This is a genomic window from Anaerovibrio slackiae, from assembly GCF_009695585.1.
Taxonomy (GTDB): domain Bacteria; phylum Bacillota; class Negativicutes; order Selenomonadales; family Selenomonadaceae; genus Anaerovibrio; species Anaerovibrio slackiae.
Map to the genome: position 1 here is coordinate 189,885 of NZ_VUNR01000002.1, position 13,440 is coordinate 203,324.

General features: G+C 46.1%; 15 protein-coding genes, 1 tRNA gene and 1 CRISPR repeat array. All 16 genes read right to left on the reverse strand.

The genetic code is table 11. The features are described from left to right. Window positions 1-16: 16 nt before the first annotated feature. Window positions 17-193, reverse strand: coding sequence for a hypothetical protein (locus tag FYJ84_RS14420; RefSeq protein ID WP_205764049.1), 177 nt, complete (start codon window positions 191-193; stop codon window positions 17-19). Then, the gene (locus tag FYJ84_RS01820) at window positions 177-1,430 is read right to left on the reverse strand and encodes a glutamate-5-semialdehyde dehydrogenase (protein WP_154405542.1); all 1,254 of its coding nucleotides are present in this window, start codon (window positions 1,428-1,430) and stop codon (window positions 177-179) included. The genes FYJ84_RS14420 and FYJ84_RS01820 overlap by 17 nt, the downstream gene beginning before the upstream one ends. Before the next feature lie 49 nt (window positions 1,431-1,479). Continuing rightward, window positions 1,480-2,604, reverse strand: coding sequence for a glutamate 5-kinase (gene proB, locus FYJ84_RS01825; protein WP_154405544.1), 1,125 nt, complete (start codon window positions 2,602-2,604; stop codon window positions 1,480-1,482). A 92-nt stretch (window positions 2,605-2,696) separates the two neighbouring features. Further along, window positions 2,697-3,002, reverse strand: coding sequence for a ribosome assembly RNA-binding protein YhbY (gene yhbY / locus FYJ84_RS01830; RefSeq protein ID WP_154405546.1), 306 nt, complete (start codon window positions 3,000-3,002; stop codon window positions 2,697-2,699). 42 nt (window positions 3,003-3,044) lie between these two features. Further along, window positions 3,045-4,334: a GTPase ObgE gene (gene obgE, locus FYJ84_RS01835; protein WP_154405548.1), complete on the reverse strand. Its 1,290-nt coding sequence runs from the start codon at window positions 4,332-4,334 to the stop codon at window positions 3,045-3,047. 228 nt (window positions 4,335-4,562) lie between these two features. Then, window positions 4,563-4,856, reverse strand: a complete 294-nt coding sequence (gene rpmA / locus FYJ84_RS01840) for a 50S ribosomal protein L27 (protein WP_154405549.1) — start codon at window positions 4,854-4,856, stop codon at window positions 4,563-4,565. Window positions 4,857-4,861: 5 nt separating this feature from the next. Continuing rightward, the gene (locus FYJ84_RS01845; RefSeq protein WP_154405550.1) at window positions 4,862-5,179 is read right to left on the reverse strand and encodes a ribosomal-processing cysteine protease Prp; all 318 of its coding nucleotides are present in this window, start codon (window positions 5,177-5,179) and stop codon (window positions 4,862-4,864) included. A gap of 13 nt (window positions 5,180-5,192) precedes the next feature. Beyond that, entirely contained in the window at window positions 5,193-5,504 is a 312-nt protein-coding gene (gene rplU, locus FYJ84_RS01850) for a 50S ribosomal protein L21 (protein ID WP_154405551.1), read from the reverse strand. A 180-nt stretch (window positions 5,505-5,684) separates the two neighbouring features. Then, on the reverse strand, window positions 5,685-7,064 hold the full coding sequence (locus tag FYJ84_RS01855) for an NCS2 family permease (RefSeq protein ID WP_154405552.1): 1,380 nt from the start codon (window positions 7,062-7,064) through the stop codon (window positions 5,685-5,687). A gap of 168 nt (window positions 7,065-7,232) precedes the next feature. Next, window positions 7,233-7,925 (reverse strand): aspartate/glutamate racemase family protein, encoded by a 693-nt coding sequence (locus FYJ84_RS01860; protein ID WP_154405553.1) that lies wholly within the window; start codon window positions 7,923-7,925, stop codon window positions 7,233-7,235. A gap of 72 nt (window positions 7,926-7,997) precedes the next feature. After that, a tRNA-Ser gene (locus FYJ84_RS01865) sits at window positions 7,998-8,086 on the reverse strand. 418 nt (window positions 8,087-8,504) lie between these two features. Continuing rightward, window positions 8,505-8,773: a CRISPR direct-repeat array (repeat unit 28 nt; unit sequence TTTCTAAGCCGCTTATGCAGCGGATAAC). Between the two features lie 129 nt (window positions 8,774-8,902). Then, complete coding sequence (locus FYJ84_RS01870) at window positions 8,903-9,400, reverse strand: single-stranded DNA-binding protein (protein WP_154405554.1); 498 nt, start codon at window positions 9,398-9,400, stop codon at window positions 8,903-8,905. Window positions 9,401-9,644: 244 nt separating this feature from the next. Further along, on the reverse strand, window positions 9,645-10,364 hold the full coding sequence (locus tag FYJ84_RS01875) for a DNA-methyltransferase (RefSeq protein ID WP_205764050.1): 720 nt from the start codon (window positions 10,362-10,364) through the stop codon (window positions 9,645-9,647). Between the two features lies 1 nt (window position 10,365). Continuing rightward, window positions 10,366-12,510 (reverse strand): DNA topoisomerase III, encoded by a 2,145-nt coding sequence (locus FYJ84_RS01880; protein WP_154405555.1) that lies wholly within the window; start codon window positions 12,508-12,510, stop codon window positions 10,366-10,368. An 8-nt stretch (window positions 12,511-12,518) separates the two neighbouring features. After that, window positions 12,519-12,875 (reverse strand): hypothetical protein, encoded by a 357-nt coding sequence (locus tag FYJ84_RS01885; RefSeq protein ID WP_154405557.1) that lies wholly within the window; start codon window positions 12,873-12,875, stop codon window positions 12,519-12,521. A gap of 41 nt (window positions 12,876-12,916) precedes the next feature. Beyond that, window positions 12,917-13,051 (reverse strand): hypothetical protein, encoded by a 135-nt coding sequence (locus FYJ84_RS14750; RefSeq protein ID WP_268878676.1) that lies wholly within the window; start codon window positions 13,049-13,051, stop codon window positions 12,917-12,919. Between the last annotated feature and the right edge of the window lie 389 nt (window positions 13,052-13,440).

Consider the following 13,440-nt stretch of genomic DNA (forward strand, 5'->3'; position numbering starts at 1 on the left):
GCCTGTCCCCCCATTCCTACGGTACCAAAACACCAAGCTCCTCAAAAAACACAGCTGCTGCAGCGGATGCCATTGAAAACAGCATTATCGCAGCCGCTTTGGCATAATCACAGATATCGTGCCGCCCCTTGGCCGTATGCCAATACTGCCCCAGGGTACGGAAGCAGCCCCGCAGCCTAGCGAACCTGCCCATCGCCCATAATCAGGTACTTGGTGCTGGTCAGCGCCTTCAGCCCCATAGGCCCCCGTGCATGCAGCTTCTGGGTGCTGATGCCGATTTCCGCACCAAAGCCAAATTCGCAGCCATCAGAGAAGCGGGTAGAGGCATTGACATACACCGTAGCCGCATCAATGCAGCGCTGGAACAGCCGTGCATTGGCCAGGCTTTCCGTCACAATTGTCTCAGAGTGGCCGGTGTTGTACCTGTTGATATGCTCCACAGCCTCCTGAATGTCAGCCACTACCTTTACGGAGAGAATCAGGTCATCGTATTCCGTTGCCCAGTCCTCCTCCGTTGCCTCGCCCATGCCTACTACCAGCTCACGGCACTTCGGGCAGCCCCGGAGCTCGCAGTTCTTCTCGGACATAGCCTTGACCAGCAGCGGCAGGAAATCAGCCGCTACCCTTTCGTGCACCAAAAGTGTTTCCATGGCATTGCAGACAGCAGGTCTTGAAGTCTTGGCATTGACAGCTATCTTCAATGCCTTATCAAGATCGGCAGACTCATCCACGAAGGTATGGCAGATGCCTGTGCCGGTCTCAATAACAGGCACCTTGCTGTCAGTTACCACCTTCTGAATCAGGCCGGCACCGCCCCGAGGTATAATCACATCGATACAATCCCTCAGCTGCAGCATCACATCCACGGCAGCCCTGTCCGTCTGCTCTATCAGCTGGATGGCGCCCTCAGGGATACCGGCATGATAGGCTGCCTCCGCCATAATGCCTGCAATTGCTTTGTTGGAAATAATCGCCTCGGAACCGCCCCGCAGGATAACGGCATTGCCGGATTTCAGGCAAAGGCCGATGGCATCCGCCGTTACATTAGGCCGAGCCTCATAAATCATGCCCACGACGCCCAGGGGAACCCTGACACGGCGGATTTCCAGCCCGTTAGGACGGACATTGGCATAATCCTCCTCCCAGATAGGATCAGGCAGGGCAGCTGCCTGACGAAGGCCGTCCGCCATGCCTGCCACCCGGCTCTCATCCAGCATCAGCCTGTCCAGAAAGGAACGCTTGATGCCCTTTTTCCGCGCTTCCTCCAAATCTACGGCATTTGCTTCCAATATGGCGCTGCTGCGCTGCTCCAAGGCACGGGCCATAGCCAGAAGCGCATTGTTTTTGGTAATCGTCGAAAGCATATTCATGCTCCGGGAAGCCTCTTTTGCCAGCCGTGCCTGATTGACAATCTTATCCTGTAAAGCCATATATTTCCCTCCAAAACCACATTCGTTTTTCCGATCTGCTCCGTCTATATTATATCATAAGGACCATGTTATCACGATGAATTACCTCGTCATGAATTTCCCCATCGAGAATATCCGTAAAATCGCTGGTCTTCCTGCCCTTGATTTTTGCTACGGCAGCTGCATCATAAGCGATAGTGCCCCGGGCAATCTCCTGATAATCAGCTGTCAGCACCCGTACCGTGCTGCCTGCGGTATATTCCCCCTCCGTGGCGAGAATACCGGCAGCCAGCAGGCTGGAGCCCTTCTTTAACGCCTTTACGCAGCCCTCGTCCACCACCAGGATGCCGGAAATGCGCTTGCCAAAGGCCAGCCAGCCCTTCCTTGCCCTGAGATGGGCATCCTTGGGCGGAAATACCGTGCCCACATCCTCACCGGCAATAATCCTGCCCAGCATGCCATTTTCACCGCCGGAGGCAATAAACATGGTAACACCGGCAGCAGTGGCAATCTTCGCCGCCTCAATCTTGGTAGCCATGCCACCGGTGCCTACAGCGGAGCCTGCGCCTCCTGCCATAGCTTCCACCCCGGAGGTTATTTCCTTTATTTCTGACAATAGCTTCGCCTCCGGGTGTGTCTGGGGATTGGCATCGTATACCCCGTCAATATCCGACAGGATAATCAGCACATCGGCATCCACGATGGCAGCCACAGTGGCAGACAGGGTATCATTGTCACCGATTTTCACCTCTGCCACCGTTACCGCATCATTCTCGTTAATCACCGGGATAATCCCCGATTTCAGCATGGCCATCAGGGTATTCCTGGCATTGATGTACTGATTGTGATTGGCAAAATTTTCCTTGGTCAGGAGCACCTGTCCTGCCACCTGCCCGTACTCCGTAAAAAACTTGTCGTAGAGGTGCATCAAAAGCACCTGCCCCACAGAAGCAAGGGCCTGCTTTTCCTGCATGCTGTCCGGCCTCTCCGAAAGCCCCATGCGCACCATGCCTGCCCCGATGGCACCGGATGTCACCAGGATGACCTCCCGCCCCTGGCTGGCAAGATCCGAAAGCTCCCTGGCCAGATGCTCAATCCTGTAAAGGTTGATTTTGCCATTGGGGTACAGAAGGGTGCTGGTTCCGACCTTGACGACTATACGCTTGGCATCCTTTATCTGTTCACGGGTATTCATGGCAAATCATCCTTTCATGAATGTACAACATCCTGTTTTTCTTGTCTTGGGTATCTATAGCCTGTATTTATCTTCCAAATTAATTACCAAAATTACTTTGGCAGCTGGATTTTCGGCTTGTCAAAATTGCGGCGGAACAAAAGCCCGTTGCGGCCGATTACCTGCACCAGGTCAGCATTGCACCGCTCAGCCAGTGTCGTAATGGCATCCTCTGGCTCCTCGAAGCAGTTCTGCAGCACCCGCACCTTGATGAGCTCACGCTTCTTGATGGCCTCCAAGGCAGCCTGTACCACAGTAGGGGTAACCCCCTCCTTGCCCATATTGACAACAGGGTCAATTGTCATGCCCATAGAGCGCAGAAAACGCTTCTGCTTGCCGGTCAAAGTATTCTTTATCAATGTTTATCCTCCCTGTATAATCTTACGCTATCTCACGAATGTTCACTCTCTGTACTCAAATTCCATATCGCCGATGTGGACGGTTTCACCTTCCTTGATGCCCCGTTCCTGCAGCTTCTTGTCGATACCCTTGATGCGCCAGATATACTGGAAGCGGCGCAGTGCCTCGTCGTTGCCGAAATTGGTCATGGCAACCAGCTTTTCCAGGGATTTGCCGCTGACCACGAACTCGCCGGAAATATTCCTGCTGATGGTGATTTTATCCGGGTCCTCCGCCTGTGCCTCGTAAACCTTCTCGCCTTCCTCGGCATCAGGTTCCTCCACATATTCGTCAAGAGCCTTTGCCACTGCATTGATTAACTCCTTCAGCCCCTGTCCCGTGGCCGCACAGATAGGGAAAAGCTGAATCCCTTCCTTATCTGCCAGCTCCCGAAGGCGCTGGAGATTTTCTTCCGCCCCAGGCAAGTCCATCTTGTTGGCAGCCAGAATCTGGGTACGGCGGGCAATCTTCTCGCTGTACAGCTTCAGTTCCTTATTTATCTTGTAATAATCCTCCACAGGATCCCTGCCCTCGATGCCGGAAGCATCCACAATGTGCACGATAATCTTGGTGCGCTCCACATGGCGCAGGAAATCATGCCCCAGGCCCACGCCCTCGGAGGCACCGTCAATCAGCCCCGGAATATCAGCCATGACGAAGGTCTTCTCATCCCCCAGTTCGCCTACGTTCACCACGCCCAGCACAGGGGTAATAGTAGTAAAATGATACTCGGCAATCTCCGGCCGCGCCGCGGAAACCTTGGACACCAGGCTGGACTTGCCCACGCTAGGATAGCCCACCAGCCCCACATCTGCCAGAAGCTTCAGCTCCAGCAGCAGGTTCTTTACCTCCCCCGGCTCACCAAACTCGGCAAAGGTCGGGGCGCGGTTGGCACTGTTGGCAAATTTGGCATTGCCCCTGCCGCCACGGCCGCCTTTGGCAATCACTGCCTCCTGTCCCAGCTCCGTCAGGTCAGCAAGGATTTCGCCGGTATCCGCATCCTTGACCAGGGTTCCCTGAGGAACCTTGACAATGCAAGGAGGCGCATTATGGCCGTACTGATTCTTTATATCGCCATTTTCACCGTTCTTGGCTGTGAATTTGCGATGATAGCGGAAATCCAGCAGCGTGTTCATATTGTTGTCCACCCGAAAAATCACGTCACCGCCCCGGCCGCCGTCACCGCCGGATGGGCCGCCCTTGGCTACAAATTTCTCGCGACGGAAGGCGGACTTGCCATGGCCGCCCGTGCCTGCCGTAACCTTGATAGTAATTCTGTCAATAAACTGCATACCTTGCCTCCTTCTAAATCTGATGATGTATAAAAAGCTGGTATTGAAAACAATGCCAGCTTTTTATACATCATCTAACATCCGCATAACTATGTAACATATAATATATATACATAACATATGACATACAGCATACATCGCATAACATATAACCGCCAGTTATATAGCCATATAGCATATAACTAAAAAAATACCTGCACCCGTTCAGGCGCAGGTATCTCTTTACTATTACATAGCAGCGTCTTCTACTGCATAAACGCTAACCTGACGGTTGAAACGTCCCTTACGCTCGAAAGCAACACGACCAGCAATCTTTGCATAGATGGTATCATCCTTGCCGATGCCTACGCCATTGCCAGGATGGAAATGAGTTCCTCTCTGACGAACGATAATGCTGCCTGCGGTTACAACAGTGCCAGCCTGCTCCTTGACACCAAGGCGCTTTGCCTCACTGTCACGGCCGTTACGAGTGCTGGATACACCTTTCTTATGAGCGAACAGCTGTAAATCAAACTTAAACATCAGGGTTACACCTCCTGTACCACTGAAATACTAATTTCATCCGGATCATACTCTTGGATATCATAGAATCCAATAAGCATTGTCTCTAAAATTGCATCAGTTAATTCATCGGGAACACCCTTGAGCCTTGCATGCAAGTCACCACTCGCTACTCTATAATCAACTTCGCGATGTAAGTGCTGCCCTACGCCCTTCAAGGCGGTCTGTGCTAATGACGAAATCCCGGCACAGACAATATCACTGCCATACTCCCCGTGATGGCCACGGACATCATAGCCGGATATCCTCCCCTGGGAATTGCGATAAACCTTTATCTCAATCATTTATCTCAAATAATTAAGCTTCGATCTTCTCGATAACAACCTTGGTAAACGGCTGACGATGACCCTGGCGCTTGCGATAGTTGGACTTAGCCTTGTACTTGAAGACCAGAATCTTCTTGCCCTTGCCCTGAGCCTCAACCTTTGCGGTAACCTTTGCACCATCAACTACTGGCTTGCCAACAACAACATCGCTGTCCTTTACTACGGTCAGAACCTGATCAAAGGTAACAACATCACCCTCAGCAGCCTCCAGCTTCTCAACCAGTACAGTATCGCCCTCAGCAACCTTGTACTGCTTGCCACCAGTCTGAATAATTGCGTACATTCTCTTACACCTCCCTGTTATTGTACTCGCCAATTACGGTAGAAACGCCCTGAGGCACTTCATTTACAAACCTCATTGTGCGGTTGGGGAAAGCGCATCTGCAAACTGTTGCAGTGCACTCACATTGATACATTTTACCATCTGAAGCCTGATGTGTCAATTCTTTTTATACAAATATTTTTATACAAAAATGTATTTCAGAACGAAAATTACAGCCAGTACATACACTACAGGACTGATTTTCTTCTTGGCGGCAGCACCGCTGAACAGGTTGATGATAACATAGGAAATCACGCCCATGGAAATGCCCTCGGAAATGGAGTACATGAACGGCATGGCGATAGTGGCGATATAAGCAGGCACAGCCTCGGTAAAATCATCAAAATTGATGCGCATCAGGCTGCTTAGCATCAGGAAGCCCACCACAATCAAAGCAGGTGCTGTAGCAAAAGCCGGAATTGCCAGGAAAATAGGTGCCAGGAACAAGCTCAGGGCAAACAGCACGGCGCTGACAATGCCAGTCAGTCCGGTACGTCCGCCTACGCCTACACCGGCAGAGCTTTCCACAAAAGTAGTAACCGTGGAAGTACCCAGCACTGCACCGGCAGTAGTAGCAACGGAGTCAGCCAAAAGGGCGCCCTTGATATTTGGCAGGCGGCCATCCTTGTCCAGCATATCAGCCTTGGAAGCAACGCCAATCAGGGTTCCCAAAGTATCAAACAAGTCTACGAACATGAAAGTGATAACAATAGTCACAAAGTTCAGGGTAGCAATGGCACTGAAATCCATCTGCATGAAGGTCGGTGCCAGGCTAGGAATAGCAATGCCGTTAGCAAAGCTCGGCATAACAGAGAACATGCCCTGGGCAGGATCCGGCACATAAAGCCCGGTCAGCTCGCAGACAATACCTGCAACCCAGGTGCCAAGAATGCCCCAAAGAATACCGCCAGGTACCTTCTTGGCCATCAGCACGGCAGTGAACAAGGTTCCTAAAAGTGCCAGCAGTGCACCCATGCCAACAGTATGGAAAGAACCATCCATCAAAGCGGCGCGGAAAGGATACAGTCCCACCAGCGTAGGTCCATCCACCACAATCTTGGCATTCTGCAGGCCAATGAAAGCGATAAACAAGCCAATACCGCTAGTAACACCGTATTTCAGTGCTGGCGGAATGCAGTTAAAAATCGCCTCACGCACTTTGGTAAGGGACAAAATAATAAAAATAATACCTTCCACAAATACAGCAGCCAGCGCAATCTGCCAGGAATACCCCATCTGTGCCACTACGGTAAAGGCAAAGAAAGCATTCAGCCCCATGCCCGGTGCCAGTACAAAGGGATAATTGGCGAGAAACGCCATAATCAATGTACCAACGCAGGCACCAATGGCAGTAGCTGCAAATACTGCACCTGCATCCATGCCCGTAGTCCCCAGAATACTAGGATTTACTGCCAGAATGTACGCCATTGTCATAAAAGTGGTAATACCGGCAATGACCTCTGTACGGACATTAGTACCATGCTCCTTTAGATGAAAAAATTTCTCTAAAGCCTCATTCATTTCTAATCCTCCTCTACTTCCTCATGAAGCTAATAAAAAAGAATACGCCGACTAGAAAACCAAGCCGGCGAAACTAAAATACTCACTTATCTTACATTATTTTGAAATAAATTGCAATAGAAAAAATGGCTATGTTCAGCAAATTAAGAGAAAAATTCAGCATCCCTTCTAGTCTTCCAAAGCCATCTCTGCCGCCCTTGCAGCATGAATCACTGTCGTGTCAAAAACCGGCAGGACGGAATCCTCCGCCCTCACCAGAAGGCCGATTTCCGTGCAGCCCAGGATTACACCCTCGGCTCCTTCCTCCTTCAGCTTGCTGATGATTTCGGCATATTGCCTGCGGGATTCCTCCCGGATTTCCCCCCGGCACAATTCATTGTATATGACATCATTGATCAGGGTGATGTCATCTGCCTCCGGCACTACAACTTCCAGGCCATTGTCAATCAGACGCTGCTTATAAAAATCCTGAGTCATGGTGTATTTCGTTCCCAGCAGTGCCGCCTTTTTTATGCCTTGCTTTTTTAGCATTTCTGCCGTCGCATCGGCAATGTGGATAATGGGAATATGCAACTTTGCCAGCATGTCAGGCACTAACTTGTGCATGGTATTGGTACAGATGACAATATAGTCAGCCCCTGCCTGCTGAAGCTTCACTGCAGCATCAGCCATTATTTCCCCGCACCTGGCCCAATCGCCAGTAGACTGACATTTTTCTATCTCCGCAAACTCCACACTGTAGAGAATAATCCTGGCAGAATGCAGTCCTCCCAGCCTGTCCTTTACAATTTCATTGATAATCCTATAATACGGAATGGTGCTTTCCCAGCTCATGCCGCCAATTAACCCCAATGTCTTCATATAGCTTCTTCCTTTCTCCCAACAAATATGAAAAAAGCATCAAACCGAAGTTTGATGCTTCATTTTCCAAGATGGCGGAGCAGAGAGGATTCGAACCTCCGCAGCCTTGCGACCCTAACGATTTAGCAAACCGTCCTCTTCAGCCTCTTGAGTACTGCTCCGTAAAAAAATGGCAGGGGCAGTAAGAATCGAACTCACAACCTACGGTTTTGGAGATATTTGGTTATTGTTCATATACGCTCACTAAGTGAATTAACGCACTTCTACGAGTAATATTTTACTTAAAATTCACCTATAAACAACAACCTACCGATTCTATGCCCACACAAAATGCACATTTTGGCACCAAAACGTTCATGAATGTTTATACATATCGAAATTTCACATAGATAGATTAGCACAAATTTGTATAAAAATCCACTCATATATCTAAAACAAAACTATCATCAGGTGAATGATTCTTTATAAATCACCGGCCTTTATTTTGATTTGCTTTTCTTGCTAGCTCATCTGCCAGAATCTTTTGCCCTATGGACTTAATCCTGTCTACTATCTCAACGCCATTTTCTTGGACATGCATTTCTAAGCCGCTTATGCAGCGGATAACAGTTTGTCTTTTTGTGCTAGTGCTTTTTCTTTTTTCTAAGCCGCTTATGCAGCGGATAACCTTTGAAAAACCGCAGACTTACCACGTTTGGTTTTCTAAGCCGCTTATGCAGCGGATAACTTCCAGCAATCCAGCATTTCAGCTGATTTGCTTTTCTAAGCCGCTTATGCAGCGGATAACTGACATCAAGCCGTTTGCTGGGAAAACTATAACTTTCTAAGCCGCTTATGCAGCGGATAACAGCAATATTTTACACTAAACATTATATCTGGTGCAATATTGAAAGGTAAATTCACAATTCGACCAAACTACAATTCTACTCAAAGAAAGCAGCCTGTGCGTACACACTGGCTGCCTTCTTTGTTATCCTTCAAAAAGGAATTTCTTCCTGAACTTCATGCCCACCAAAAATACTGGTTTCATCCTGCTTTGTTCCAGCTTGTCCACCACCTGTAAATGAACTTTCATCAATGACAGTAGCAGCAGTCACTGTAGATGCTTCAGATGGAAATGGAATATCATCTGTATACTCATTTCCAGATGGCTTCTTACCGATATTTCTCGGATCAAATTCTACATGATATGCCTCAATATAATGCTGGGTTATTTTGGCGCCTGGATATTTTTTTGAATCATATGTCGTAGATTTTAACTTACCTTCCACGACAATCTTATCGCCAGTATACACATTATTGACACACGCCTCAGCTAACTTATCCCACACATTAACCTGGATAAATGTAGTTGCTGCATCTTTTTTGAAAGTATCCCGTATGGCCAGATTGAACTTTGCCACTGGAGTTCCGCTCGTTGTGTATCTGATCTGAACATCCGTAGATACATTTCCACTACCACACCAATGATTCATAACTTATCATCCTTTCCAATTACCTATTATTTTTGCCAGCGATTTACACGGCTCTTAGTCCACTGATTAAACGTCAATAACTTTGAATTGCTCCACATGTGAGAAAAAATATCTTCATGCCTGGCTTTTTCCCTGGCCCGGCTCCACTCTTTATATGCAGCGCAAGAGCTATGACATGTTATATACCTATCCTGGCAATTCATACAGGGTGCCCCAGTCCTGACCAAATATCTTCCCTCCTTGCTTATGAAAGTCTGTTCAAGGCTATATTGAAATAATTTTTATCCATCTCAATGCCAATGAATTTCCTATTTGTATTTTTACATGCAATTCCAGTACTGCCACTTCCCATACAACTATCTAAAACGACATCCCCCTCATTTGTGTACGTTTTTATGAAGTATTCTAACATTGCAATAGGTTTCTGCGTAGGATGCAGAGAGGATTTCTGAGTGTCCCACTTGAAAGACAGTATATCCACCGGGTATCTGCTTGTACTTCCACCACCTTTTACGCCCGGCCTAGTAGCACCATAACAACTTCCATCTCCCCCATGCTTCATATATGTATGTACAGGAGAATGTCCGTAGGTCATCTGGGGATTATATGTAGGTAACTTTTTATAAAAAATTAATACATTTTCATGTCCTTTAAGCGGGGCTCTTTTGGCATTCAGATGACCAGTTGCACGTGTTTTATGTATAATCCACTCATAACGAAACATAGATAAGTTTGAACATGCCAATACTTTATCGAAAGGTGCCTGGGCAAATAAGGCGATGCAGCCATTTTCTTTGATTATGCGAAGATATTGCTTCCATAGCCTTTTTAAATCTATATTGCTGTCCCATGAATTTTGTGTGGTTCCATACGGCAAATCAGTCAAAATCATATCTACGGAGCTATTACCGATTTTGTCCATTTCATACAAGCAATCACCTAAAAAGCAAGTTATTTCTGACATGCTAACAATCCTCCATGTCCGGCTTGCCGTTCTTATCCCAAAACATTTCTTTGCAATCTGGATAGCCCGTACATCCCCAGAATTTTGCTTTTTTGCCTTTGCGCTGCACAAGCGGCTTACCGCATTTAGGGCACTTTGGTCCGTTAGCTGGTGGCTTAGGTTTCGGTTCCATGTTAGGCTTACCATTTTTATCCTGAAATGAAGTTTTACATTCCGGATAACCTGAGCATGACCAAAAGAATCCCTTGCTTCCCTTTATACGCCGCAACGGCTTTTGACAGTTAGGACAGACATAAGCTGCTTTCGCTTGCTCTATCTGAATACTATCTAAATTCTTGAGAAGATTTTGGATGTACCCTTCCTGTTTTGCCATAAAATCCTTGATAGGTAATTCCCGTTTACTGATCGCATCAAGATCCTGCTCCCATTTAGCAGTGATGTCAGGATAAGTCATATTTTCATCCACTATCTTCAATAGTAGAAAACCTACTTCCGTAGGCACTAAATTTTTCTTTTCCACTTTCACATAACCACGTTCCTGGATTGTTTCTATGATGCTTGCTCTGGTAGCTTCAGTGCCAATTCCAGAACATTCTTTTAATGAAGATTTTAAGTTTTCATCTTTGACATATTTCCAAATTTCCTTCATCGCTTTGATGATTGTGGATGGCGTAAACCTGGCCGGTGGCTTCGTAATGCCAGCCTTAATCTCACTGCCGCCAAACTCAACATATTCTCCTTCTTTAATGCTAGGCAAAGATATTTCTTCATCAGTATCATCATCTGCAGCCTGTGTATATAGCTTTTTCCATCCCAACTCCTGGATAACTGTGCCAGTCGTTTTAAAAACCTCACCATTAGCTTCTGTCAAAATAGTAGTCGTGAGAAATGTTTTGGCCGGATAGAATTGTGCCAAATATGCTCTGGCAATCAAGGTATACATTTTTTTCTCATCACTACTCAGCTTCGCAAAATCCGGTTTTACTGTGGTGGGAATGATTGCATGATGCGCAGTAATTTTTTTATCATTCCATGCCCGACTCCGTATTTTAATATCTGCACCTTGCACCAATGTATACAGCTCATCAGATATTGATTTTATGTTATTCAATATACTACTAATGTCACTGAGCTGATTCTCCGGCAGATACTCACAATCAGAACGCGGATAAGTTGTCAGCTTTTTCTCATAGAGCGATTGCTGTATATCCAGCACTTGTTGTGGCGAAAAACCGTATAGCTTCCCTGCATCGATCTGCAAACTGGATAAACTGTATGGCAATCGTTGCGGGCTTTTGCCAGGCTTTTGCTCAACCTTGATAACAGTACCAGTAACACCTTGTATTTTTTTACTGATTTGATTGATAATCGCCCTGTCAATGATATGCCCTTCTGAATCTGTCCCAGGGCAATCATCTGTTATCTGCCAAGTTGAACCAAACGAATTCTTGCCTGTTTGCCAAGTAACCAGCAGATTATAAAACTCCACAGGCTTGAAATTTTTGATTTCAAGTTCCCTACGGGCTATCAATGCAGCAGTCGGTGTCTGTACTCTGCCAATACTAAGTTTTAAGTCATATCCGGCAGACCGTGCTTTTAATGTATAGGCTCTGGTGAAATTCATGCCGATCAGCCAGTCTGCCCTGGCCCGTGCCAAGGCAGAGTTACGCAATCCAACATACTCCCGATTATCTTTTAAGTTGCTTAATGCTATCTTAACTGACTTATCGTCCAATGCATTTAGCAAAACTCTTTGCACTGGTTTGTAATTGCTATTACCTAGAGTAAATACTCCAAATTCGTTAAGGACTTCATCCACCAGCAGCTGCCCTTCTCGATCCGGATCACCTGCATTGACGATTACATCAGCTTTGCTTACCAGCTGTTTGATAATATTGTATTGTTTTTTACAATCAGGGCTGACTTTGAGTTTCCATTTCACAGGAATAATCGGTAATGTTTCCATTTTCCAAGCTTTATACTTTTCGTCATATTCGTCCGGATTGCACTGCTGCATAATGTGCCCAAAGCAATATGTGACAATATCATCGCCACAATCATAATATCCGTCTTTGCGATTTTTACTGCCCAGGCCTGTTGCTATCGCCAAGGCAAGGCTAGGCTTTTCCGCTATAAATAATCTCATGTTTGCTCCTAAAATTCATTGTTGTTCATAAAACTCAATTGCCCGGCATCCGATACCGCTTCTGAATTTTCTCCTGGCGAAGATTCTGCTTTCTTCTTATGGCTCGTTTTCGCTGGTGCCGCCGGAACCTCAATGCCAGTTGCAGTAAAAAATTTCTCCAGATTCTCATTTGTCAGCTCCACCTGCCCTCTCTCGCACATATCCAAAAATTTCTTGCTGAAAGCCTCTGCCTTCTTTTGCTTCAACATTTTTATATCTGCTTTCAAGTTCTTGATTTTTTCCTTATACATCTGAATCTTTTCTTCACTTTCCAGAATGAGTTTTTCTTTTTTGGAAATTTCACCATTATAGTTTTTTTCGACCATAACATTATCCCCCTTCGTAATATAACCTGCATCCACAAATATTAATGTGAACTGAAATACCATATGATAAAGGCTAGCATTGCAATTAAATATAATGTTGACTTTAAAGAATTTATTGCATTCGTTAGATCCTTAATCTCGTTTTCGTTTTTTGCATTTTCTTCATTCTTATCCATCTTAGTGCTCCTTTCTTACTACTCCAGCCTTCAATTAATATGGCTATATATGTAAAACCATAAGTACCATAGCGATGAATCTATCACTATTATCAAACTAATGCATATAATAACAGATGTATCCAAACGTCGTAACTGTACTAGTGACAGAATCTTTAGCACATCCCTAAACGTTAATGCAAATAAAAATATAAAAGCAATGCTCATTATAACAACTTCTCCAGTCTTATCCATCGCTACAATCCTCCCTAGATAATTTACTTGGAGTTAGAATATAAATAGTACAAGTCAAAATGAGAAATCCTAAATAAGTTCATGACATGGTACAATATATGTACCTATCTTGAGGAGGATTTCAGAATGGCTAAACAACATGACAAACAGTTTAA

Excerpts from the sequence above, each read along its gene's own strand:
- FYJ84_RS14420 (WP_205764049.1), bottom strand. The coding sequence starts at position 193 with ATGGGCAGGTTCGCTAGGCTGCGGGGCTGCTTCCGTACCCTGGGGCAG.
- FYJ84_RS01820 (WP_154405542.1), bottom strand. The coding sequence starts at position 1,430 with ATGGCTTTACAGGATAAGATTGTCAATCAGGCACGGCTGGCAAAAGAG.
- proB (WP_154405544.1), bottom strand. The coding sequence starts at position 2,604 with ATGAATACCCGTGAACAGATAAAGGATGCCAAGCGTATAGTCGTCAAG.
- obgE (WP_154405548.1), bottom strand. The coding sequence starts at position 4,334 with ATGCAGTTTATTGACAGAATTACTATCAAGGTTACGGCAGGCACGGGC.
- rpmA (WP_154405549.1), bottom strand. The coding sequence starts at position 4,856 with ATGTTTAAGTTTGATTTACAGCTGTTCGCTCATAAGAAAGGTGTATCC.
- FYJ84_RS01845 (WP_154405550.1), bottom strand. The coding sequence starts at position 5,179 with ATGATTGAGATAAAGGTTTATCGCAATTCCCAGGGGAGGATATCCGGC.
- rplU (WP_154405551.1), bottom strand. The coding sequence starts at position 5,504 with ATGTACGCAATTATTCAGACTGGTGGCAAGCAGTACAAGGTTGCTGAG.
- FYJ84_RS01855 (WP_154405552.1), bottom strand. The coding sequence starts at position 7,064 with ATGAATGAGGCTTTAGAGAAATTTTTTCATCTAAAGGAGCATGGTACT.
- FYJ84_RS01860 (WP_154405553.1), bottom strand. The coding sequence starts at position 7,925 with ATGAAGACATTGGGGTTAATTGGCGGCATGAGCTGGGAAAGCACCATT.
- FYJ84_RS01870 (WP_154405554.1), bottom strand. The coding sequence starts at position 9,400 with ATGAATCATTGGTGTGGTAGTGGAAATGTATCTACGGATGTTCAGATC.
- FYJ84_RS01875 (WP_205764050.1), bottom strand. The coding sequence starts at position 10,364 with ATGTCAGAAATAACTTGCTTTTTAGGTGATTGCTTGTATGAAATGGAC.
- FYJ84_RS01880 (WP_154405555.1), bottom strand. The coding sequence starts at position 12,510 with ATGAGATTATTTATAGCGGAAAAGCCTAGCCTTGCCTTGGCGATAGCA.
- FYJ84_RS01885 (WP_154405557.1), bottom strand. The coding sequence starts at position 12,875 with ATGGTCGAAAAAAACTATAATGGTGAAATTTCCAAAAAAGAAAAACTC.
- FYJ84_RS14750 (WP_268878676.1), bottom strand. The coding sequence starts at position 13,051 with ATGGATAAGAATGAAGAAAATGCAAAAAACGAAAACGAGATTAAGGAT.